The 23,731-nt window shown below is 59.9% G+C and carries 14 protein-coding genes; 10 read left to right on the top strand and 4 right to left on the bottom strand.

What is annotated here, in order from left to right; translation table 11 throughout:
* The first annotated feature begins 19 nt into the window (after window positions 1–19).
* Window positions 20–862: a hypothetical protein gene (locus Enr13x_RS02940; protein WP_145384615.1), complete on the top strand. Its 843-nt coding sequence runs from the start codon at window positions 20–22 to the stop codon at window positions 860–862.
* Window positions 863–886: 24 nt separating this feature from the next.
* Here Enr13x_RS02940 and Enr13x_RS02945 read toward each other — a convergent pair whose 3' ends face one another.
* Window positions 887–1,522: a hypothetical protein gene (locus tag Enr13x_RS02945; protein ID WP_145384616.1), complete on the bottom strand. Its 636-nt coding sequence runs from the start codon at window positions 1,520–1,522 to the stop codon at window positions 887–889.
* A gap of 218 nt (window positions 1,523–1,740) precedes the next feature.
* Here Enr13x_RS02945 and Enr13x_RS02950 point away from each other — a divergent pair, with 218 nt between their 5' ends.
* From Enr13x_RS02950 to Enr13x_RS02970, 5 genes are all read left to right on the top strand, one after another.
* Window positions 1,741–3,108 (top strand): right-handed parallel beta-helix repeat-containing protein, encoded by a 1,368-nt coding sequence (locus Enr13x_RS02950; RefSeq protein ID WP_145384617.1) that lies wholly within the window; start codon window positions 1,741–1,743, stop codon window positions 3,106–3,108.
* A gap of 265 nt (window positions 3,109–3,373) precedes the next feature.
* On the top strand, window positions 3,374–5,110 hold the full coding sequence (locus Enr13x_RS02955) for an efflux RND transporter periplasmic adaptor subunit (protein ID WP_231744061.1): 1,737 nt from the start codon (window positions 3,374–3,376) through the stop codon (window positions 5,108–5,110).
* 33 nt (window positions 5,111–5,143) lie between these two features.
* A complete protein-coding gene (locus tag Enr13x_RS02960) occupies window positions 5,144–8,515 on the top strand; it encodes an efflux RND transporter permease subunit (protein WP_145392077.1) in 3,372 nt (1,123 codons plus the stop codon).
* Window positions 8,516–8,518: 3 nt separating this feature from the next.
* A complete protein-coding gene (locus Enr13x_RS02965; RefSeq protein ID WP_145384618.1) occupies window positions 8,519–9,157 on the top strand; it encodes a TetR/AcrR family transcriptional regulator in 639 nt (212 codons plus the stop codon).
* 261 nt (window positions 9,158–9,418) lie between these two features.
* On the top strand, window positions 9,419–13,906 hold the full coding sequence (locus Enr13x_RS02970; RefSeq protein ID WP_145384619.1) for a PA14 domain-containing protein: 4,488 nt from the start codon (window positions 9,419–9,421) through the stop codon (window positions 13,904–13,906).
* Window positions 13,907–13,926: 20 nt separating this feature from the next.
* On the opposite strand, the gene Enr13x_RS02975 is transcribed toward Enr13x_RS02970, so the two are convergent.
* Entirely contained in the window at window positions 13,927–14,271 is a 345-nt protein-coding gene (locus tag Enr13x_RS02975) for a VOC family protein (protein WP_145384620.1), read from the bottom strand.
* A gap of 198 nt (window positions 14,272–14,469) precedes the next feature.
* Between Enr13x_RS02975 and Enr13x_RS02980 the strand changes: the two genes are divergently transcribed.
* A complete protein-coding gene (locus Enr13x_RS02980) occupies window positions 14,470–15,057 on the top strand; it encodes a hypothetical protein (RefSeq protein ID WP_145384621.1) in 588 nt (195 codons plus the stop codon).
* Between the two features lie 7 nt (window positions 15,058–15,064).
* Here the strand turns inward: Enr13x_RS02980 and Enr13x_RS02985 are convergent, their stop codons facing one another.
* Together Enr13x_RS02985 and Enr13x_RS02990 are read right to left on the bottom strand one after the other, a co-directional pair.
* Complete coding sequence (locus Enr13x_RS02985; RefSeq protein WP_145384622.1) at window positions 15,065–16,654, bottom strand: sulfatase family protein; 1,590 nt, start codon at window positions 16,652–16,654, stop codon at window positions 15,065–15,067.
* An 803-nt stretch (window positions 16,655–17,457) separates the two neighbouring features.
* Window positions 17,458–19,407, bottom strand: coding sequence for a RecQ family ATP-dependent DNA helicase (locus tag Enr13x_RS02990; protein ID WP_145384623.1), 1,950 nt, complete (start codon window positions 19,405–19,407; stop codon window positions 17,458–17,460).
* An 84-nt stretch (window positions 19,408–19,491) separates the two neighbouring features.
* Between Enr13x_RS02990 and Enr13x_RS02995 the strand changes: the two genes are divergently transcribed.
* From Enr13x_RS02995 to Enr13x_RS03005, 3 genes are all read left to right on the top strand, one after another.
* Entirely contained in the window at window positions 19,492–21,003 is a 1,512-nt protein-coding gene (locus tag Enr13x_RS02995) for a sulfatase family protein (protein WP_145384624.1), read from the top strand.
* 1 nt (window position 21,004) lies between these two features.
* Window positions 21,005–22,147, top strand: coding sequence for an exo-alpha-sialidase (locus Enr13x_RS03000; protein WP_145384625.1), 1,143 nt, complete (start codon window positions 21,005–21,007; stop codon window positions 22,145–22,147).
* Between the two features lie 261 nt (window positions 22,148–22,408).
* The gene (locus Enr13x_RS03005) at window positions 22,409–23,581 is read left to right on the top strand and encodes a hypothetical protein (protein ID WP_145384626.1); all 1,173 of its coding nucleotides are present in this window, start codon (window positions 22,409–22,411) and stop codon (window positions 23,579–23,581) included.
* Window positions 23,582–23,731 lie beyond the last annotated feature (150 nt).

Below are 23,731 nucleotides of genomic sequence, written 5' to 3' on the forward strand. Positions count from 1 at the left end.
CCCCGGACCGTCCTCCCCGATGAACGTTTTTCGAATCGCCCTGATACTGACGCTGCATGTGGCTTGGGGCGTGATCGCCCGTGCCGACGTGACGGATTTTGGCACCTGGTCGCTTGTGGAGGACCCCGCCCATCCCGCATTCAGCGCCACCGTCCACGGAGGCTCCGCCACGCTTTCGGCCGGAAACCTCGGGATTCCCGCCGGCACCGATATCGGATTTCAAAGTGTCAACGGATCGACGCCGCAAACGTCAACGGGCGGATTTTACTTCCGCCCGGACGCCGACTTTTCGCTGGCGATCGATTACGCCTGGACCTTCTCCAACAATCCATCGGGATCCCTGGGCCTGGGTTTCGGGATCGGTGAAGACGGCGACGGCATGAATGCGGCGGGCGTCGCGATGGGAACCAACGACGGCGCGCCGTTCCTTTCGTTCGGCGGCGCGGCGCGGATCAACGACGTCGACCAAACCCCCGAGCCGCTCGGCGGAAGTCTGTTCCTGAACCCCTCCTCGTCATCGGGCACCCTGTTCGTCGCCTACGAGGCGTCCAGCGGCGACGTGGTCGTCGGAGCCGCGACAGCCCCCGACGCGGCCGCCCCGACCGTGTCCCATACCTACGCGGGGATCCAAAACCAGTGGTCCGGCGATGATTTGATGGCCAGTTTCTTCATCCGCAGCGACGCTCAGACGCCGCTGACCGCCTGGAGCGGTGGAAATGCGGATGCCGTGTTCAGCAACTTTCGCGTGCTGAACGGCAATCCGGTCGCGATCCCCGAACCGTCCACCGCCGTCGCGTCCCTGCTGCTGGTTCCGATGCTGATCGGCCGGCGGACTCGCACGGGCGTTGATCGTCGCCGGTAAACCAGTCGTCCCTGCTGTCCGGAATCATCGCTCCGATTCCCCGTCGGTCGATTCCCCGTCCGTTGATTTCCCGTCCGTTGATTTCCCGTCCGTTGATTTCCCATCGGTCGATTCCCCGCCGGTCGATCCCACGAACGGATTGGAATGCGCAACGTTTCGTCGACGATGTTCGGGGTGCTCTGTATTCTCGAACGTGAAGGAACGGCTGTCGGATGGATGACCGCTCAACGAACGCAACTCCTCCGCGACAGCGTCTGCGTCATAACCGAGCGACGAGAGTCCGAGCCAAAACACCAGCATGCAAAACGCAGTGGCAGCCAGGCAGATCGCGGAGTGGGAAAGGGTGATGATCGCTGCGAAAAAGCGATCACAATGGGCCGCATTGGAAATCATCATCAGCACCACCACAAAGGAAGCCGGCGCGGCGAGAAAGACGAGCGGACCTAAAAATGCGTAGCTGACCAAAACGGTTGCGGCGACCGCGGCGATGATCTTCAACTTCACGCCGGCACAGCCCCAATAGGTCGGAATCTCTTCGCCAAAGTAGGCCATGCACAATTGCAGCGAAAACACCCAGCAGGCAAACACGGCGCAGAGGAACGCCAGTCCGGTCGCGATCAATAGCCAACCGGTCGTACCAATCTGAATCGCATCCATCATTTGAGTTCCAATTTCTCAACGGGTTCGAGTCACTCGTGCGCCACGCGGCAACCGCTCAGGTTTACAATCGCCGTCGGTTCCCATGCCGCCCCTGCGGCGCAAAAAGATAGAACGGGATTGCCTGTCGCCCAAACGCTGCCCTGCCACGCTCTCCGCGTCGACGTTCGGGTTGCCAGGTCAACCTTCATAATCGCCCCAAGTGTTCCCCGGATCCTTTGATGCCCCCATCCAACACCCTATTCGGCTCGTTCATTCTGACCCTCACATTGGCTGGTTTTACGGCCCATGCGGCGACCCCGGCAGGTCTGGTGGGCGATGGCATCGCCGATGACACCGCGGCGATCCAGGCCGCCGTGGATGCCAAAACCGGTTCGATCGAATTCGGGCGTGGGGTCTATCGACTCACCAAAACGATCACGGTTGACTTGGACCGCGTCGGCTGGACCAGCTTGTCGGGAGACGGCGTCGCACAATTTAAAATGGAAGCGGCCGGTCCCGCCTTTCGCTTCATCGGAACACACGGCGGAACGGCCAGTCCGCCGACGGTCAAACCGAACGTGTGGGATCGACAACGGACACCGATGGTCGACGGCATCGAAATCCTCGGTGGCCATCCAAACGCTTGTGGCATTGAAGCCGACGGCACCATGCAACTGACACTCACCCGCGTCGTCGTCCGCAAGGCCAAGCATGCCGTTCGCCTGACCGGACGCAACCGCAACGTCACGTTGTCCGAGTGCCACTTGTACGAAAACAGCGGAATCGGAGTCTTCCTGGATCGTCTGAATTTGCACCAAATCAACATCGCCAACTGCCACATCAGCTACAACGCCGGCGGCGGAGTCGTTTCGACGGGAAGCGAGATCCGCAATTTGCAAATTGGAACCTGTGACATCGAGGGCAACATGGGCGATGCGTCATCCCCGCCCACCGCCAATGTCCTGTTGGATTCCACCGACACCTCCGTCGGCGAAGTCGCGATCGTCGGTTGCACGATCCAACACACGCACGACGCCCCCGATTCGGCAAACATCCGCATCAACGGTTGGTCCAACGAGCGCCCCTTCACCGACGAACGCCGCACCGGAAACATCACCATCGCCGACAACGTGCTCTCGGATGTCCAGACGAATTTGGACATCACCGCTGTGCGAGGCATCACGATCAGCGGCAACACGATGTGGAAAGGCTACGCGGCAAACGTGATCGCAACGAATTGCCGACAGGTCGTCATGACCGGCAACGTGTACGATCGCAACCCACGCTATCACTACGGCGATGGGGCCAAGGCCAAGCTCGGCGTGATCCTGGAAGACTGCCAGGACGTTACCCTCAACGGCGAGCACTACGGCGGCGAAGTCCTCCAGCACCCCGCCGCACTGCAGCTGCGCCGCTGTGACGGAGTGAACGTCCAAGGTTGCAGCTTTGCTCGCCTCTCTCGCGCCGGAGTCCTCGTCGATGACGTCGCATTCGGTCAGATCGCGGGTTGTTTGTTCACCGGCATCACGGACCAGGCCGTCCAAGTCGAACACCAAGGGGCCAGCGACGTGGATGCCAAAACCAACCGCTTCCGCAGAGTTCCGTAGCGCACCGCGCATCCCCTCGTTCCCAGGCTCCGGGCTGGGAACGCAATGCGCCAAAGGCTCCGCCTTCCCGCCCGAGGTCCCGGGCGGAGCCTGGGCCGAAGCCCGTTACGAGGCGGAGCCCCGTAACGAGGGGGGCCTGCAGTTTTTTAGTGGACCGGCGGTCGACTAAATCTATTTCGGTCGCTAGGATCGCAGCCGTATTGGCGCGCGCGAGCGCGCCTCCGATCCACCCGCCTAAGAAACAAGCGTGTTCCAGGGGCCTGTCGTGACAAGCAATCCAAGCCGAGGCGTCCACCGTCGGGCCGGAGCGTTCGCGTTCCTGGTCGCCTGTTTCGCCGTGTCGATTTCCGGATGCGACGAACCGACGACCGAGCTTCGCGAAAAAGCTCCGTTGCCGGTGACGGTGATGACGCTTTCCAAAACGGTCCCCCAATCCTCGTATTCGGCGTCCGGAAGCGTGAAATCGTGGAAAACCGAAGACCTGGGGTTCGAGGTGTCCGGACGGGTCGAGTGGGTGCTTGAGCCGGGGGAAGACATCGATGGGCGTCTGGTTGACCCCCAAGACAAAACCAAAGTCATCATGGAGGGCACGAAGCTGGCGCAAATCGAATCCGCCCGCTATGAAATCGCGCTGCAGTCCGCCGAGGCGGACTTGGAGGTCGCGATTCTGGGCAAAGAAGAGATCGAGATCCAGCTGAATGAATCGCTGCCCGCCCAGATCGAGTCGGCGGAAGCGGATTTGGAGTTGGCGAAGGCGGAATACGAGCGCAACAAGAAATTGGAGAGCCGCAACGCGACGTCTCAAAGCGAGCTGGAACAGGCCAAAAACTTAGTCGCCACGCGATCGGCCACGCTGCTTTCGTTGTCGGCCAGCAAGAAACAAGCCCAGGCGCAGCTGAAGTCGGCCGACGCGCAAATCAAACGGGCCAGGCAGGCACTTCGTGACGCCCAGCGTGATCTGGACAACACCGTCTTGTACGGATCCTACCAGGGGCAAATCTCAAAGGTGTCGGTCGTCCCGGGCAGCGTGGTCTCGGCCGGGTCACCGGTGTTGACGTTGCAGATGACCAATCCGATCAAGGTCGAAGTCGAGTTATCGGCCAAGCAGTCTCGCAAAATGCGAACGCGTCGAAGCCTGCCGGCGTCGTTCGCCTTGCCGGACGGATCGACACGCCAGTCGACGGCCTTCGTTTACAACATCGACCCGAGTGCCGACCCGACGACGCGAACGTTTACCATGACCCTGCTGATGCTGAACGAAAGGTTCGCGGACGAATTGGCCGGCACGATCGACAAGGAGAGCGTCGTGCGTTCGGAAGACCTCTGGCCGATCCGCTTGAACCAGATGATGGGGACCGACGAAGGGGTGATCCTGGTCGAAGAAAAATCGATCCGGAACGACGAGGCGGGCAGCTACGTGTACTTGGTGACCAACGCCAAGCATGATGAGGTCCTGCCGCCGATTCTCAAGGTGCGGCGTCAGGGGATCGTCAAGAACGACTTGCTGATTCCGTTCTTGGGCAACTGGTCCTTTCAATCGATCACCTTCGTCGATCCACAGGGGGACCCTGAAAGCGTCGACCCGGACGCTCTGTACGTCGGGTTGCTTGAAGACGGTCGACCGCTGGGACCGAACTGGGATGGAGAGTCGGTCGTGCTTGATGGCGGTTCGCAGTGGATGCTTCGCCCCGGCGACCTGGTCAACATCGACCTGTCCGAAGAAGGTTCGGAACTCGGGTTTCATGTCCCGGTCGAAGCGATTTTTAAAACGTCGGACACGTCATCGCTGTTTGTCGTCCGCAACGGACGCGTCGACGAGATTCCGGTCACCCTGGTCCCCGGTGACAATTTGGACGAAGGGTCGATGATGCAGGTGATGTCCCCCGAGTTGCGAGAAGGCATGCAGGTGGTTCGCGACGGCGTGCATCTGCTGCGCTCCGGGCAAACGGTCAACGTCGTCGGCCCGTCCGGCCAAGCATCTGTTGCGACGGAGGTGAACTAGACCATGTCGGCTTCCTCGCCACCGTTGCCATCACTGTCACTCGCGTCGCTCGCGGTCAAGTATCGCCCGATCGTCCTTTCCCTGGTCCTGCTCGGCATGGTGATGGGGGCTGCCACGTACATCACGATTCCACGCCGCGAAGACCCCGAGTTTACGATTCGCGTCTGTGTCGTGTCGACATCCTGGCCCGGCGCGCCGGCGGTCACGGTGGAAGAACTGGTTACCGACAAAATCGAACAAGAGCTGACCGGCATCGAGGAAGTCAAGCTGACGCGATCGACGACGGTGACGGGCCTGTCGACCATTTTCGTCGAACTGGAAGACAACATCGCACCGGAGAAGATCCAAAACGTGTGGGACAAGGTCCGCGCCCGCGTCGACTTGGTCCCGATGCCGTCTGCTGACGTGCGTCCGATCGTCAATGACGAATTCGGCGATACCGCCGTGCTCGTGTTGGCGGTTCACCAAACCCCTTCGGGCGGCCGCGAACTCATTCGCCCCCAAGATCGGTACTCGCCACGTGAACTCGAACGCTTCGCCGAAGACGTGCAGGATGCGTTGCGATTGGTGCCGGGTGTTGCCGAAGTCGAGATGTTTGGTGCACGAGAGGAAGCGATCTACATCGAGACGGAGATGGCGAATTGGGCACAAATCGAACTGACCACGGCCAGGCTTGAATCGTTGGCTCAGGAACGAAACATCATCCAGGCCGGCGGCGAACTCGACACCCGAGCCGGTCACTACAGCGTCAATCCGGGCGGGGAGTTCAATGCGGTGGAGGAGATCACGCAAATCGCCAGCACCGTCCGCACCGACGACGGGGACAACAGCGTTCCCCTGACGGAGCTCGGGCTGACCATTGAGCGCGGGTACGAGGATCCGGCAAGTTATATCTGTCGCGTCGGCGATGCGTCGGGGGCCACCGAGGCGGTGATGTTGGGGATCACGATGAAATCCGGTGCGAACATCATCGACGTGTGCCGCGATTGCAAACAACGCATCAACGAATTGATCGTACGGGAACAGCGCTTGCCATCGGACGTGGCCGTGACCGCGGTTTCCGATCAATCGGAAAGCGTGACGAAAAAGATCCGGGATGTGATCCTCAACGTGGTCGAAGCGGTGTTGATCGTGATCGCCATCGTCTACCTGGTGGTCGGCTTTCGAACCGCCTTTGTCATGGCCGCCAACATCCCGATCGTCGTGATCATCTCCATCGGTTTGATCGCGGTCTTCGGCGTCCAACTGGAACAGATCTCGCTTGCCGCCTTGGTGATCTCGCTGGGATTGCTCGTGGACAATGCCGTTCAGGTCTGTGACCAAGCCCGGACGAACCAGATCGCCGGCATGGCGCCGTTTCCCGCGGCCATCGACGGCGCCAATACACTGGCCATTCCGATGCTGGTCGGCACCCTGACGACGATGGCGGCGTTCATCCCGATGCTGTTTTCACTCGAAGGCGGCGGCAAAGAATACATCTACAGCCTGCCCGTGACCGTCTCGACCACCCTGGCGCTCAGCTGGTTGCTGGCGATGACCTTTTGCGTGATCCTGGCCGGGGTGTTGATCCGCGCGCCCGAGGCGGATTACCCCGCATCACCGGTCGTGTCGTGGTTTCGAAAACTGGCGGCATGGTCCCCCCGCTTGCGCCACCGCCACGCGGTTGAGTCGGCGCAACCACACGGTGAGACAAAACCAACGGGCAATCACGCCTTCAACCTCTACACCCGCGTCGCCCGCTGGGCCGTCAACGCCAAATGGCTGACCGCCTTGGCCACTGCGGTGCTGGTCGTCGCGATTTTGATGTTGCCGGTCAGTTCCGAGTTCTTTCCCGAAGCCGCCGGAACCCAGTTCGCGGTCAAAATCATCTTGCCGGAAACCGCGACGATCGACCATACCGATGCGGCGGCTCGTCAAGTCGAATCGATCCTTCGAAAACTGAGCCGCGAAGGCGGCGCGGAATCTGACCGACTGAGAGCCTATCGGACGATGGTCGGTGGCGGAGGCTCGCGATGGCATCTGGGCTGGGATCCCGAACCCCAATCACGCTCGTTCGCCGAAATTCTGGTCCGCACCACCAGCGACTCGGTGACGAAAGCCTACGCCCAGCGTGTTCGCGACGTCGCCCAGCGCGGCGACGCATCACTGGGGATCGCCCCCATCGTTGGCGCCCGAGTTGTCCCCGTTCAATTGGCCCTGGGACCGCCGGCTGATCCGCTGGTCCTGCGGATCGCCGGAAACGGTTTTGCCGATCCCGCCATCCTCCGCAACACCGCCGATCGCCTCAAGCGACTCGTCGCCGAACAACCTGAAACCTGGGATGTGAATGATTCCTGGGGCATCGACGGGTACCAGATTCGGGTCAACGTCCACCAGGACCAAGCCGTGCTCGCCGGCGTCACGAATTCGCAGATCGCCAAAACCCTGACGTCCTATTATTCGGGACTGCGTTTGACCACGTTCCGCGAAGGCGACCATCAAGTCCCCGTTTACTTTCGTCTCCGCGCCAGTCAGCGCGAGTCAATCGCCGGACTTCAAGAGTCTTACGTCGAAGGAGATCGCGGCAAGGTCCCGCTGGCATCGATCGCAAGTTTGGAACCCGCGTTCGAACTGGCAAGAATCGAGCGACGCAACATGAACCGCACGATCGAGGTCAGCTCCAGGATGGAGCCGGGGGTGACGGGTAACGACGTCGTTTCGCGTATTTTGAAGTCCGAGGAGCTGCGACGTCTTCGCGACAGTCTGCCGGTCGGCTACTCCATCGAGCCCGGCGGCGCCTATGAAGAAAGCGTCGAAGCGGGCGGGCAGATGATGATGTCCTTTGCGATCTCGTTTTTGCTGATCATCTTGTGCCTGATTTTCCAGTACAACGGCTGGTCGAAACCGTTGATCATTCTCTCCACGCTGCCGTTGGCGTTGGTGGGTGCCTGGCTGGGCTTGTTCCTGTCCGACAAATCATTGGGCTTCATGCCCCAATTGGGAATCCTGGCCCTGTTCGGAATCGTGCTCAACACGGCCATCATCTTCGTCGAATTCGCCGACATCTTGATCGCACAAAAGGCGACGGAGAAGCGGAACGCGGGCAGCGGGGATGGCCCCATCCAGGGTCTGAGCGTCGATGAGTTTCGCGGTTGTCTGATCGAAGCGGGCAAGCAACGCATCTTGCCGATCTTTCTCACCACGGCAACCACCGTCGGCGGCTTGATCCCCCTGGCCCTCAGCGGCGGTCCACTTTGGGAAGGCCTGGCGTGGTGCATGATCGTCGGCCTGCTGCTGACAACCCTCCTGACGCTCTTTGTGGTTCCCGCCTTCTATGCGATCCTGGTCGAAACATTCGGCGTCCGCCCGGTGGTGTTGGCAGAAGCCGCGACCGAGGATCCGCAGCCCACCCAGCGAGTCTTTTGAACCATGAACTGGCAACGGGCCAGACGCCCCGAACAAAAAGCCGAACGGATCTCAACGATCCTCGATGCGGCAGCCGAACTGTTGGATGACAACGAGTACGACACGATCTCGATGCGTGACGTGGCTAAACGTGCGGGGCTCGGAAAAGCCAGCTTGTATCACTACTTCAAAACCAAAGAAGAAGTCTTTCTTGCCTTGTATCGTGAAGAGCTTGAGCGCTGGCTGGAAACTGTGACGACGGGGCTGGGGCGACTGCGAAAACCGACCCCCACGCGAGTCGCCGAGATGCTCACCTCGGCGCTGCAACGTCACCAGCGGTTCTGTCGCTTGATGGTCCTGTTCGCAGCCGTACTCGAACGAAACCTGTCGCAAGCCTTCCTGGTCGAATTCAAACGCTCGCTCTTGGAACCGGCCGAAGCGTTCGCGGGCACGATCCAGTCGGTCACACCACACTTTTCCATCGAAGACGCCAAAGATTTTGCCTTTCAGCATCACGCCTTGGTGGCCGGACTTTGGCCGATCGCCCATCCATCACCCCAAGTCGAGTCGGTCTTGCAGGCGCTCGAATTCCAAGGCTTCCGCACCGAGTTCGCGCCCCTGCTGACTCGGTCCTTCATCAACCTGCTCTCGCCGATCGATTGACCCGATCGCCCCAATGGTTCGCGGCAGGGCGCGAGCCCTCCGGTCGTTCGTCCGTTATCCCAATCGCCACCCCCTGTGAGGTGGTTGGTGGCTCTCTGTATCGGGTGGATCACCAGCAAGTTCGCGTCGTGCCCGTTCTGTCCTGGATGATTTTGCGCGCCATGGGGAGTCGTATCGGATAACCTAGGGATCCGCCGTCACGCCTTGCCGGCCCTCCTCAGCTCGTCTCTCTTCTCCCGCTCCGCTCATCGATTCCCCTCCATGATGCCCCTTCTGCACCAAGCCCGGGCGGCTCGAAATCGTCGCCGCAACGCTCGCACGATTCGACGTCAGCGCCTTTCATCGCAGATCGAGCAACTGGAACGGCGCGACCTGCTGGCCTTCGACATCGGTCTGTTCGCGGACATCAACCAACAAGGTGTTTCGGCCGCGATCGATCACTTGGTGGAGTTCAAAGGCGAGGTCTATTTCGTCGCTGATGACGGACGCAGCGGAAGCGAACTCTGGAAGAGTGACGGCACGATCGACGGCACCGGCCAGGTCGCCGATCTGTTGCCCGGCGTTGATGGCTCCCTGCCCGAAGACTTGACCGTGTTGGGGGCGGAACTGTTCTTCACGGCACTGGACGAACTCGGCGAAACAGACCTTTGGAAAACTGACGGCACGACCGCCGGGACCACCATGGTGTTCGATGCCGACGCCAACGGAGTCTACTACCTTCGCGACTTGACGGCCTCGGGCGGCAATCTGTTCTTCACCGCCTATCATTACGATTCGGGCTACGAACTATGGATCCACGACCAAGCCGTCGGCGGAACGATGCTGGTCAAAGACATCAATCCGGATCAAACCATCATTGACCGCCCGAGAGAATTGACGGACGTCGACGGAACGCTGTTCTTCACCTCCTACGAAAACGGCTACTACAATCGCGAGTTGTGGATGAGCGACGGAAGCGAGGCGGGGACCATGATGGTCAAGGACTTGGCGATCGACACGAGTGATCCATTGGATCCGGATCCCTCGATCAGTTCCTACCCGACCTACTTGACCAATGTCGACGGCGTGCTGTTCTTCGTCGCGGAAGATCCGGTCGATGGCGTGGAACTGTTTCGCAGCGATGGTACCTCCGCAGGCACCCTGCAGGTTGCCGATCTCCATCCAAGCGGTTCATCGTACCCCGATGATCTAACGGCATTCGACGGCCACGTGTTTTTCTCCGCCGACGACGGGGTGACGGGGCGTCAATTGTTCAAGAGCCAGGTCGCGACGGGGACAACCACGATGGTCGCCAACACGGCCGGCGGCAGCAACGCCTCCAACCCGACGGATCTGGAAGTCGTCGGACAAGAACTGTTCTTTGCCGCCGAGGGAGTCGTGCCGGCGACGACCGTCAGCGCCGATGCTCCGACGCTGTTGACCGACAACTCGATCCTAAGTGGATCGGCCTGGGCGGGGATCGTGACCGGACTCACCACCGGACCGGATCGCGGCAACCTGGCCACCTTCGGGGGCAACGGTGTCTTCACCGCCAAGCCCCAGACCAGTACCAACGATGGTCCCGGCTGGGTTGTCAACGGTGCAAAAATCGGTGACGCCGGCGTCGGACTGGAAACACTCGCGCTGAATGATTTTTATCTCGCCGACATCGATTCGGGTGACTTGGACAACGATTCCTGGGAATGGACGATCTCGGACGCCGCAGGTCTGACCAATCTCGCGTTTACCGGTTTTGCCTCGGGGAATCAATTCGATCAATCGCACGAAGGCCTGGTCTTTGAACTGTTCCTCAACCACTCGACCACCCGGACGTCGGTGCTGGAGTTGGCCGGCGACGAATTGGACAACTGGTTTGCCGGGCGATCGGCCAACAACATTGCCATCTCCCATCCGGGCGGCCCCACCGTCACGACGGCCACCCTGCGCATGACCATCGGACGCGACGGAGCCCCGGCGTTTGCCGACGGCGGATCCGAAGCGATTGTCGTCAATGCAACATTGACTGCCGACCTGTCGCCGGCGACGACGGCACGGTTACCGGTCGGCCGCGAATTGCACAAGACCGATGGAACCACCGCCGGCACGGTCCTGATCGACGATTTCGTCACCGACGGCAGTGCCAACCCGAGTGAATTGACCGAGTCGGGAGGCTTGCTGTACTTTTCCGCCGATGAACCGGTGGGATCCGGTCGAGAGTTGTGGGTCAGCAATGGCACGCAAAGCGGAACGATGCGATTGATCGACTCGCAACCGGGCAGCGACGAGTACGGGGCACCGTTGGATGGTGACCCGCAAAACCTCACCGACATCGGCGGAACCTTGTTCTTCACAACGATCGACGGGACGGTGGACCGCGAGCTTTGGGCCAGCAATGGCACCGCCTTGACCACGCGCCCCATCGCCAACATCAATCCCGGCACGCAGTCGGCCGACGTCCAGCAATTCACGCCGGTCGGCGACCTGCTGTACTTCGTCGCCGATGATGGGATCAACGGCGAAGCGGTTTGGAGGGCTGACCCGACCAGCCAAACGGTCACCATGGTCGCCGACGTGACTGCTTCGTCCATCGACGCGGTTTCAGGGCTCGCCAAATTCGGCAGTGGTGTCGTGTTCTATAACTCGATCGCTGGCTCCGGCGGCGGGATGTATTACCACGACGGTTCCCAAACCACTCAATTCATGGCCGGAACGCCCGTTGCCGTCAATTTGGACGGCACGATGTTCGTCGAAAATCCCGCCGACAACCGCGTTTACTTTGTCACCAATGATGCGGCCAGCGGCGAAGAACTCTGGAGCAGTGACGGGACCCTGGCGGGAACCGCGATCGTCCAGGATTTGAACAGCGGAAACACCGGCAGCGAGCCGACCGAGCTGACGTCGTTCAAGGGACAGATCTACTTCGCTGCCGATGACGGCGTCGGCGGACGAGAACTGTTTTCGACAAGCGCCGGCGGAGGAATCCAACAGGTCCGAGACATCAATCCGGGCGCCATCGGGTCCGACCCGCAACAGTTGACGGTCAGCGGCGGCACGCTCTTCTTCGCCGCCGACGACGGCACCAACGGGCGAGAGTTGCAGACATCCGGCGGGACCCTGTTGGACATCAATCCGAACGGATCGTCCAACCCCGCCGAACTCACCGACATCGGCGGTACCCTTTACTTCGCAGCGGACAACGGTGTCGATGGCACGGAACCCTTCCTCTCCAACGGTACCGTCGCCACGCAAATTGCCAACGTCGGTCCGCTCAGCAGCAGTTCCAACCCCGACGGATTCACGGCATCCGACGGGCGTGTCTACTTTGCCGCCGAACAATCCAACCGCGGCGCACTGCTGGAAATCTTTTCCGGAATCAGCGGGACGCAGCTCGTCAATTTAACCGGTGCACCAAACTATCCCGATGCCCCCGACTCGATCGCGCTGCTCGACTCCTTCGAGATTCCGACCAATGTCGACAACAACTACGGGGCTCGTGTGCGGGCGTACTTGACCGTTCCCACGACAGGCGACTACACGTTTTGGATCGCCTCGGACGACCAAGGTTCCCTGCTGTTGAGCACGGATGACGATCCGGCCAACGCAGCTCAGATCGCTTCGGTCCCCGTCTGGACCAGCTCTCGGCAGTACGACAAATACCCCACCGACCAGCAGTCGGCGCCGATCCGCTTGGTCGCCGGACAGGTGTATTACATCGAAGCGTTGATGAAGGAAGGCTCCGGCGGCGACAACTTGTCGGTCGCCTGGTCCGGCCCCGGAATCCTGGGACCAACCGTGATCGGCGGACAGTATCTCACCCGCTTCGGCGTCGCACCCACCGACCTGGGGACCGGACGTGAATTGTGGAGCACCGACGGGACGCCCGCCGGCACGGAATTGGTCGCCGACCTCCAACCGGGGCTGCCAAGCAGCAACCCCGAACCCAAAGGTTCGACGGGGTTGAGATTGTTGCTCAGCGTGACCGATGACGGATCGGTCGGACGTGAGCCCTACAGTAGCGGAGGCACGCCGGCAAACACGTCGTTGATCGAAGACTTGAACCGGGACCTGCGATTCGGAAGCGATCCCGAAGGGTTCCATCCCTTTGGCGACGATTGGCTGTTCGTCGGCGATGACGGCCTGATCGGAAACGAACTGTATCGACTTGCCGCCGACGCACCGGTCGCCCCCGACGTGGAAGTCGCAGCACCGCCGGGCGTTGATCCGCCGGTCGGCCGGCAACAGCGCTCGATGGTCGATTCGATCAGTTTGGTCTTCGACGAAGAAGTCCTTGTCGCTGAGACGGCGATCGAGTTGACGAACCGGGACACGAACACAAAAGTCACGTCGCTGATCGTGAACGCCACATTCCGAGACGGCCGGACGATCGTGGAACTGACGTTCGGGCCCGGTCCATCGGTGGTCTCCCGTGATCCGTCCGGGACCACCGGGTTGCTCAATTCGCTGGCCGACGGGAACTATCAATTGACCGTGCCGGCGGACGCAATCCAATCGCTACAGACGGGATTGAGTTTGGACGGGGATTGGGTGCATGGTGAAAACGCAGCCGACCGATTCTTTCGATTCTATGGTGACAGCGACGGCGACCGGGATGTCGACGGCCACGACTATGGACGCTTCGGGCTGACGTTCCTTCAATCGGCACCGGGCATCTACAATCCAGATCTTGATTACGAAGGCGATGGAGACGTCGACGGTCAAGACTACGGCCGATTCGGTCTTCGTTTCATGCGTCGCCTCGACCATTCCTGACTGCTGCCGCGTCCCGACATTCACACCTGCCAGAGTCCGTGTTGAATGCCACCCTGAAAGAAAATGGCGCACTTCCCGTGACCGGGCAACTCCATCGGCGCAAGCGCGACCTGGCCCCCGGCCGCCTCGGCAGATGTCACCGCGGCATCAATGTCGTCGACCAGCACGTAAGGTCGGACGATGGGCGACTCGGATTCGTGCATCGGAGCCCGCACGCCGATCTTTCCCCCGCCCGCTAGCGTGGCCGTGCGTGCATTGCCAAGCGCCGGATCGCCCGTGCCGAACGTCACGCCATGGAGTTCGGAAAGCGTTGCGCACACGATGTCGACGTCCGGCGTCACGAACTCTAGATAGTGGACTTGCATTGTTTTTCTCGCTCAACTGAAATGGGTTTAAAAATGTAGAGAGAACCACCTGCCTCGGCGTCAGCAGCGTAGACGGCCTGCGGGAGACCGAATTCAGTGTAGATTGCACGGGCAACCCGAATCGATCGGTTGCACGTCGGGCGCAAGTTTACAACAGCCCGTCGCCACCGCTTCGTTCAGGATCGCAACGAGAACAGCATGAAGGATTCCGCAACGAACGCGCCGGCGGACGTTCATCGATTCTACAACGAGCTGCCGAACCGTTTCGTGGCTTGGGCCGCAGTCTGCTCGATCGGGCTGTTCGGTTTGATGCTGCTCTCAGCCGGCCTGCACCGCGGGTTGCGCAACGGACTCGCCGGGCTACCAGCCGATGAAACGTTGCTGATCATTATGGGCGTCGTCATTTCGTCCGGGGCCGGATTGTTGGTCCGGCATCTGGCCACCGCCCGTGTCACGTTGACGCCGACGCATCTGGTGGTCAGCCGCTGGGTCGGGTCGCGCCGTTTTGCCCTGAATGAAATCACGGGATTGGCGCGGTATCGCAAGACGGTCAAAACCAAATCGCGTCTGGGACCTGCAAAGCCTACCGCCGGCTGGTCCACGTTCACGGTTGAGGTGCTGATCCTCAGGCTACCGAATCGATGCACGGCCCAATTCACGCTTCCCGAGTTTTGCGGCAACGTCGAGCTGCTGGAACTGCTGCAAAACCGCACGGGACTCAATTTGAACGAGTTTGGCGATGAAGCAGCAAAGGCCAAGGCATGGCGGAACGGCATCGGCGGTTGAGCCCGCGTCAACGCGAGGCTTTCTCGCGATACTGCGGCGGTGCGTAGGCTTCGTAACTCGGGGCGTCGTACTGGGAACGCAGTTGGTCGTAGGTTTCGTGAAGCTGCTTGCGGACTTCGGCGTAGTTCTGATCGGAGTAAACGTTCCGCATCTCGGTGGGGTCGTTGACCAAATCGAACAGCTGCCACTCATCGGTCCACGGCAGGTAAAACAATTTGTGCGTGTGCGTTCGAACGCCGAAGTGTTGCGGGACGGCGTGTTCGCCGAGTTCGTAATACGCGTAATAGACCGAATCGCGAATCTGTTGATCGCTGTCCTTGAGCACCGGCATGATCGACGTCCCTTGAACTTCGTCGGGAGTGTCCATGCCGGCCATGTCCAGGAACGTGGGGGCGTAATCGATGTTTTGAATCAGTGCCGTCGGCTTGGCGCCCGGCTGGACCACGCCGGGCCAGCGGATCACAAACGGCATTGTGAACGATTCTTCGAACATCCATCGTTTGTCGAACCAGCCATGTTCGCCGAGATAAAACCCCTGGTCGGACGAATAGATCACGACGGTGTTGTCGGCCAACTGGTGATTGTCCAGGTAGTCTAGCAGTCGGCCCACGCTCTCGTCGACTGCCTTGACCGTTTCCAGATAGTTCTGCATGTAGCGTTGGTACTTCCAACGCACCAGTGCTTGATGATCGATCGTTCCGGCTTTGTAGTCGTCGATAAAGGCTTTGTTTTTTGGTGCGAAGTGGGCGTCCCATGTGGCCTTTTGCGACTCCGTCATGCGGTTGTATTCCGGGGTGCCGTACGACCGGAACTCCGGCAAGGTGACGCCCTGCATTTCTTCTTTGCGCAGCTTCAAATCATAGGCCCAGGTCATGTGCCGATCGATTTCCATTTCATTCTTGGGCAACGTTCGGCTGCGCGTGGCATAGTCGTCGAACAAGTTGCTCGGCTCGGGAATGGTGACCCCGTCCAGCGTGCCGAGGTGGCGCAGGGCGGGGGCAAACGTTCGGTGCGGTGCCTTGTGCTGGCACATCAGGAAGAACGGTTTGTCGGCATCGCGGCGGTCGAGCCACTGGATCGCTTTGTCGGTCGTGATGTCGGTGGCGTATCCGTCAAACCGTTTCTGTTTGCCGTCCATCGAGATGAAAACCGGATTGTAATAGCTGCCTTGCCCGGGCAAGATGTCCCAGTAGTCAAAGGCGACGGGGTCGGTTTTCAAGTGCCACTTCCCGATCACCGCGGTCTGGTAACCACCGCCGTGCAAGGACTTGGCGACGGTCCATTGAGACTGGTCGAACCCCGCGCCGGTGTTGCGCAAGAAACCATTCTTGTGGCTGTGTTTGCCGGACAGGATGCAAGCGCGTGACGGGCCACAGATGGAATTGGCGCAAAAGGAATTGCGAAACAGGGCGCCTTCGTTGGCGATGCGATCGATATTGGGCGTCGGCGCGACCTCCGCCAGCCGACCGCCGTAAGCCGAGATCGCGTTCAACGCATGGTCGTCGGAAAAGATGAACAAGATGTTCGGGCGATCGGCGGCCAGGGCGGGAGCGAGGGTTGCCAGGGTCAGGATTGCCAGGGAAAGGATTCGTCTCATGAAACAGCGTTCTTGTCGTCGGGGGTGTCGGGGTGGCGTGAACGGATGGGAAGGCGAACCACCAACGGGCATCGCATCGATTGGTCCATTTTTCGCTGCAACCAGTCTAACAACCGGCAAGCGATCGCGGACGCAGCTCCGCCGTTTGGAGATGGACGGCACGCAAAACGGACACAATCCTGACACGAACGAAGCGCAAGGGAGTGGATTGTCCACTTTTAGCGGAAGGGCGCGAGCGGGCTGTCGATTGAGTCGGAATCTGCTGATTCAATGGTGAGCCGCTGGCCGTCAGGCCTCGGGCAGCGCCGCAGTGCCCGGCCGCTGACGCGTCGCGGCTCACAAAAACGACAGCCCGCGAGCCGTCCGGTCGCGTTTCAAAAACACCGTGAAAGACCGGAGGGCTCGCGCCCTGCCGCTAACAATCGACACCCCGCTTGACGTCAAATTAGATGGCATGGGGCTGCGCCCTGCCGCTAAAACCTCATCAAACACAAGAAACCGATGCTTCACGCCGACCCGTTGGTGCCGCGAGCGGGCAACGATGTTGCGAAGGGCCGCTATTTTCCGATCCATCGGCCCACCTTTTTTGATCTTTCTTTGCCTGGTAACGTTGCGTCGGTCGGCGGCCGAACCAAACTCGTCCGCATCCTCTCAGCCAAGCGGTGGCTGAAGCGATCACCCATGCATTGAACAAGGAAAAGATGAAGAATGGACGCTGATAAAATCGATGGAATTGCCCGTGCAGTTGTGATTTCCGGGATCGGATTGGTCGCCTTGGTGCTCGCCGCCCAAAAGTTTCTGTTTTAAAGCTCTGGCGAGATCCGTTCGACCTGACGAAGCACATCGGCGAAGGGGATTTGTTCACAGACCCCAAAACTGGCGTGCCGGGACAGCCGCGACCGGATCATCTGCGGTGACGACAGTCCGCACAAAAAGCGTGCCCGTTGACGCGCGGTCGCAAAATGATCGGGATACTGCCGACAAACCTCGGCCAGCGCGGTTCGCACGCCGTCACCGATCTCGCGATGGGTGATCGCGGGAATCGTGTGGGGACCTTCGCCAAGGCAATGACTGCAGGCACCACACGCTGCGTCCATCGTCTCGCCAAAATGTTCGGCCAACAATCGCGATTGGCAACTCGCTGCGCTGGCGATTGCGAACACGTCTTCCAGCCTGGACACCTCCGACTGCTCACGACCGACCACTTTTTCGAAATACTGGTCGGCAATGACCTTGGGGTGCTCCAGCCGCCGTTTCCAACGGTAACCGTGAACCAGATCGCTGACGTTGACTTCGATCCAGTTTTGCGCCGCCATGAAGTCGATGGCTTTGACGATCCGTTGTCGATCTTGACCGAGCGCCTTGGCTGCGGTGACGGTATTGAGTGAAAACCACTTCCGCGCCTTGGTCAATTGTCCCAGCAATCCGGCCAGAAACTCTCGCCGTTCGCCGTCAAAGTTGTTCAAGATCGCGCGCGAGGTCACCAAGGGATGAATCTTGTACGAATCGTAGCGCGGCGACGTCGCTTGCAAGTAGCCGTCCAGTTCCAAGTACGTCAGCAACGTGCGAACGACAAGGATTCGGATATCGGTTTCGAACGACAGCTTGTAATGGGAGATAAAGAATTCGTCGGGTTGGCCGTGGCAAAAATCGATCATCCGTCCCACGCTGTGACGGCTGGGCGTGTCGCCATAGGTGAAATTCTCTAACACCACACGATCTTCGGGCAGCAACAACAGTTCGCAAATCGACCGCTCGCCGTCACGTCCGGCGCGTCCGATCTCTTGTGCGTAGGCCTCCAGTGATTTGGGCGGATTGTAGTGATAGACGTAGCGGATATTTGCTTTGTCGATCCCCATCCCAAAGGCGATCGTCGCGACGATGATGCCGTCGCCGGATGCCAAAAAATCTTGTTGGATCGTCGCCCGCGTCTCGGCGTCCATCCCGGCGTGGTACGCGGTCGCAGGGATGCCATCGTCGCTGAGTTGCTCGGCGATCGTTTCGGCCGTTTTTTGTTTCGAGACATAGACCAACGTGGCCCCACGTGGTCGCGACTCAATCCGCTGGCGGAGTGTTTCGTAGTGATCCGCCGCGGTGACAACGGTGCTTTTTAAATGCAAATTGGAGCGATGAAACGGGGTGCGGATCGCATCGTCGCGTTCAATGGCAAAGGCCTTGCGAATGTCCTCCAGCACCGCGGGCGTCGCCGTGGCGGTCAGCGCCAGGATACGATCGGCGTTGAGCGTGCCGGCCAACTCGGCCAGTTTCAAATAATCCGGGCGAAAATTGTGTCCCCATTGACTGATGCAGTGCGCTTCGTCGATCGCAAACAGCGAGACATCCAAGGATCCGACCGAGGCGAGAAATCGTTCGTTGAAAAATCGCTCCGGGGCGACGTACAGCAGGCGAATCGAACCGTCGCGGATTCCCCGCATCGCGTCGCGAAACTCTTGCTCTGTCAAGGAACTGTCCAGTCGAGCGGCGCGGATCCCACGTGCGGCCAAGGCGTCACACTGGTCCTTCATCAACGCGATCAGCGGCGAAACGACGACCGTCGTTCCGCTCAACATCTGGCTGGGCAATTGGTAACACAGACTCTTGCCGCCGCCGGTCGGAAACACCGCCGCGACATTCTTTCCGGCCAACAGACGCTCGATCACCGCCGCCTGCCCGCTGCGAAACTCGTCCAGCCCGAACCGGTCGCGCAGAATCTGACGTGCTTCCCGGGCCAACTCCGTTTCAGCCAATGTCATGGTCATTCCTTGTATACTGTGGCTACGGCTCAATCATCAACGCAGCATGCTTCCCACCCGATGCTAAGGTTTACCAACACCGCCATGAAATCAATCCCGCTACGTTCATTTTTCTGCTCACTGGCCGTGATCGTGCTGGCGTGTGGCTGGCTCGTCGAGGCGTCAGCCCAGCAGACGTCAGCCCAGCAGACGCCGCCCAACGTCGTGATCATTTTCATCGACGACATGGGCTATGCGGACATCGGCCCGTTCGGTGACACGGGCTATCCGACGCCGAATCTGGACCGCATGGCAGCCGAAGGTCGCAAGTTCACCGATTTCTGCGTCTCGTCCGCCGTCTGCAGCGCCTCACGCTCGGCCTTGATGACGGGGTGCTACCACAAACGTATCGGCATTTCCGGCGCACTGGGGCCAAAGTCAAACATCGGGCTGAACTTCAACGAGACGACGATTGCGGAAGTGTGCCGCAGCAAGGGGTATCGCACGGCGATTTACGGCAAATGGCATCTCGGACACCACCCCAAGTTCCTGCCCACCAACCACGGCTTCGACGAGTATTACGGGATTCCGTACAGCAATGACATGTGGCCGCTGCATCCGGCCACCGTCGCCAAGCGCCGCATCAATCCCAACGCGCCGAGTAATTGGGCCGAATTGCCGATGATCAAGGACACGAAAGTTGTCATCGACAGTATCCGACCGGAAGACCAACAGCAGATGACGAAGCAGTTCACCGAGCGGGCCGTCGAGTTCATCCGACGCGATTCCGATAAACCGTTTTTCCTCTACCTGCCACACCCGATGGTGCATGTCCCGTTGTTCGTCTCCGACGCGTTTCGCGGCAAGAGCGGACACGGTTTGTTCGGTGACGTGGTCATGGAAGTGGATTGGTCGGTCGGTCAAATCTTGGACGCGATCGAAGACATCGGCGTCCAACGCAACACCCTGGTCGTGTTCACCAGCGACAACGGACCCTGGCTTTCGTATGGGACGCATGCCGGGAAAGCGACGCCGCTGCGCGAGGGCAAGGGCACGATGTTTGAAGGCGGCTATCGCGAGCCGACGTTGATGTGGTGGAAAGGAAAGATCCCGGCGGGAACCACTTGCGATACCTTTGCCAGCACCATCGATTTGTTGCCCACGATCGCCGCACTGGCCGATGCCGAATTGCCCGACCACAAGATCGACGGCCACGACATCCGCCCCTTGATGTTCGGCCACAGCGATGCCAAGACGCCCCACGATTCGTTCGCATGTTTTTACAAAGGCGAATTGGAAGCGGTGCGGAATGAACGCTTCAAGTTGGTGTTTCCACACAAGTACCGCACACTCAACGGACACCCCGGTGGCACAGGCGGATTGCCGATCGCGTACCAGAACCAAATGGCCGAGCGGGCGTTGTACGATTTGGACAACGACATCGCTGAAACGACCGATGTCTCGGCCGAGTTCCCCGACGTCGTCGCCGAACTGGAAGCCGCAGCGGCCAGCTATCGCAACGAGATGGGGGACAAGTTGACGAAAACCAAGGGAACCGAAATCCGGCCGGCCGGGCGAATGGAACCGGGCGACGAAACGTTGCCGCTGGTTTGGTAACATGCTGGACCATCGACTTCAATCCAAACTCGTCGATCTCTGCCACCTGTTGATCGACCAACGTCGCGCCAGGGTCATCGTTCCGCCTTATGATGCGAGTTCGGGCTTCTGGTTCGGCGGCGGAAACATGGCGGTCGGACCCCAGGGCGATCTTTATTTGGTCGGCCGCTACCGCAATCACGGCGATTCAAGAACCGGGTTGGCTGCGGGCAGTCGCGGGCTGGAATTGGCGATCTTTCGATCGCGCGATCAAGGCCGATCATTTGAAAAAGTCGTGGGGATGGGCAAGCAAGAACTGTCTCCCGGCGAGACACCGGTGCTGTCGATCGAAGGCAGTGCGATCCGCTTTAGCCCAAACTCGGTCGAACTGTATGTTTCAACCGAAAAAGACCGAGTCGGTTATCCACCAGAGTTTCAACGGTTTCTGAAACCCGGCACCGGGGTGTGGTCGATCGATCGAATCGATGCCGACTCGGTTGAGGGCCTGAAAGACGCGGCGATCGTTCCGTGGCTGGTGTCGAAGGAACCGGAGACGATTCACGTCAAAGACCCGTTTCTGTATGAGACACCTACCGGCCCGTTGCTGCTGTTTTGCTCGCACCCCTTCAATTGGAGCTGTTCCAACACGGGATTCGTGCCGGCAGACGCCGCCGTCCCGCGGGACGATTCTGTCTCGTCTGAAACCTCCGGCGCCTCGACGCGCTGCGAATCGGCAACCTTCGACTTTTTTCCTCGCGGCAATGTCTGGGACGTCGCCATGACTCGCGGCACGGCGGTCATCGACGTGCCTGCACTCGGTGCGTTTCTCGGGCAGAACGTGCAATTGATGTTCTATGACGGCGGTGAATGCGTGCGCGATCACACGCAACACGCCGAATCGGTTGCCCGCCCCCGCGGCCATTCGTGCGAGGAACTCGGCGGTGCCGCTGTGTTCCTCGACCGACGTTGGCAACAACCGCAACGACTGTCTCGGTACGAGCCCTTGTTTGTCAGCCCGTTCGGTACGGGGTGCAGTCGCTATGTGGACGTCTTGGATCGCCCCGAGGGGATGTACGCCACCTGGCAGCAATCACAACCCGACGGTTCACAGCCGCTTGTGTTGCACTTCGTCCCCCGCAGCGAAATCGAGTCCGTGCTGGCATAGTTTTCTATATCAGCCCACCTTGCGACCGTCGGGTTGTAATGCCCATCATTCCGCCCTCCCATTGTTTTGCCCCCATCGTTTTGCCTTCCCATTTTTCTGCCCCACATTTTTCTGCCACTTCGCCCCCCATCCCGTCTGAAACTGGTCAAACCTTGCCGATCGTGACGATTGGCTTCAACGAGACAAATTCCTGACGGGCATCCGTCGATAAATCCACGACGCTTCCATCCGCTCGCCCTCTCAACAGTCACGGGATCGTCCATGCCATTCCTTCGCGGTAGCCTCGCGTTTCAAAGATTCAGTGTCACCGGTTTCGAAGCGGAACGCTTCGGCGACGAGCACATCGAGATCCTCTCCAAGCACGCTGCCGGCAAGTTTCAAACCGCCTCGGAGGAAAACGTCTCGGTCGGTTTTTTGGGTGGCGAACACTTGTTCGACCAGGATTTTGATCACAGCAAAAATCTGATCAACGAAGCCATTCACTTCTCCGCCCGATTTGACACCAACCAAATCCCGTCTGCCTACCGAGCCGCTTGGCTGCAAATGGAATTGGCCGGAATCGCCAAGGACAGCGAGACGGGCGTGGTCACCAAAGCCCAACGCAAAGAGGCCAAGGAGGCGGTGGAACAACGCTGTGAAACTGAAGCGGCGACCGGCAAGTATCGCAAAATGCAATCCTTTCCGATGCTTTGGGATTACGCCAACGAGCTGCTGTACTTCGGAGGCTCGGTGGGCACGGCCGGCCGACATTGTCTGGATTTGGTCGAGCGAGCCTTCGGTGTGGAACTCCGGCACTGGAGCGCGGGATCGTTGGCCGAACAATGGGGGATCGACAACGAATTGTACGGCGAAGTTGATGATCTGCAGCCGGTGAGTTTCGTTAGCGGCCAAACCATGGGCAGCCACAAATGGTCCAACGAGCATTCACAGTCACCCGATTTCCTGGGCAATGAGTTCTTGATGTGGCTTTGGTGGACACTGGAAAATCAAACCGACACGCTCACGCTGGCCGACGATTCCAAAGTCACCGTGATGCTGGCCAAGACGCTCAGCCTGGAATGCCCGCTGGGCGAATCAGGCAAGGAGAGCATCTCGGCGGAGAGCCCGGTCAAGCTGCCCGAAGCGATGCAGGCGATCCGCAGCGGCAAATTGCCCCGCAAAGCCGGCATGACGATTGTCCGCGACGATCGCCAGTTCGACCTGACGCTGCAAGCAGAATCGTTCGGGATCAGCGGCGCGAAAATCCATCTGGAAGACGATGAAGAGTTCGACGACGATGACCGCATCGATGCGATCCGTCAATTGAGCGAAACGATGGACTTGATGTTCGAAACGTTCCTGGGACGCCGTACCGGTAAGGACTGGAAAAAAGACCTCAAGGCGATCTCCGGCTGGTTGGGTGAACCGAAACAGAACCAGCGAAAGGCGGCGTGATCCGACTTCGAAAGACCAAGTGGGGTAAGCTTCCAGCTTGCGTTGCCGGAATCGTAAACGGGAAGCTTACGCCACACTTTAAAACTGCCATCTATTTTCCCGAGGGTCCGGTCGCGTCAGCGAGCTAGTGCTTTGTCAGCTTTCAATTTT

The sequence above is a fragment of the Stieleria neptunia genome, assembly GCF_007754155.1.
GTDB classification, from domain to species: Bacteria; Planctomycetota; Planctomycetia; order Pirellulales; family Pirellulaceae; genus Stieleria; species Stieleria neptunia.

What these genes read in the sequence shown, in the direction of transcription:
- Enr13x_RS02975 (WP_145384620.1), bottom strand. Translation starts at nt 14,271, where the DNA reads ATGCAAGTCCACTATCTAGAGTTCGTGACGCCGGACGTCGACATCGTG.
- Enr13x_RS02970 (WP_145384619.1), top strand. Translation starts at nt 9,419, where the DNA reads ATGATGCCCCTTCTGCACCAAGCCCGGGCGGCTCGAAATCGTCGCCGC.
- Enr13x_RS02945 (WP_145384616.1), bottom strand. Translation starts at nt 1,522, where the DNA reads ATGATGGATGCGATTCAGATTGGTACGACCGGTTGGCTATTGATCGCG.
- Enr13x_RS02995 (WP_145384624.1), top strand. Translation starts at nt 19,492, where the DNA reads ATGAAATCAATCCCGCTACGTTCATTTTTCTGCTCACTGGCCGTGATC.
- Enr13x_RS02940 (WP_145384615.1), top strand. Translation starts at nt 20, where the DNA reads ATGAACGTTTTTCGAATCGCCCTGATACTGACGCTGCATGTGGCTTGG.
- Enr13x_RS02965 (WP_145384618.1), top strand. Translation starts at nt 8,519, where the DNA reads ATGAACTGGCAACGGGCCAGACGCCCCGAACAAAAAGCCGAACGGATC.
- Enr13x_RS03000 (WP_145384625.1), top strand. Translation starts at nt 21,005, where the DNA reads ATGCTGGACCATCGACTTCAATCCAAACTCGTCGATCTCTGCCACCTG.
- Enr13x_RS02990 (WP_145384623.1), bottom strand. Translation starts at nt 19,407, where the DNA reads ATGACATTGGCTGAAACGGAGTTGGCCCGGGAAGCACGTCAGATTCTG.
- Enr13x_RS02980 (WP_145384621.1), top strand. Translation starts at nt 14,470, where the DNA reads ATGAAGGATTCCGCAACGAACGCGCCGGCGGACGTTCATCGATTCTAC.
- Enr13x_RS03005 (WP_145384626.1), top strand. Translation starts at nt 22,409, where the DNA reads ATGCCATTCCTTCGCGGTAGCCTCGCGTTTCAAAGATTCAGTGTCACC.
- Enr13x_RS02950 (WP_145384617.1), top strand. Translation starts at nt 1,741, where the DNA reads ATGCCCCCATCCAACACCCTATTCGGCTCGTTCATTCTGACCCTCACA.
- Enr13x_RS02985 (WP_145384622.1), bottom strand. Translation starts at nt 16,654, where the DNA reads ATGAGACGAATCCTTTCCCTGGCAATCCTGACCCTGGCAACCCTCGCT.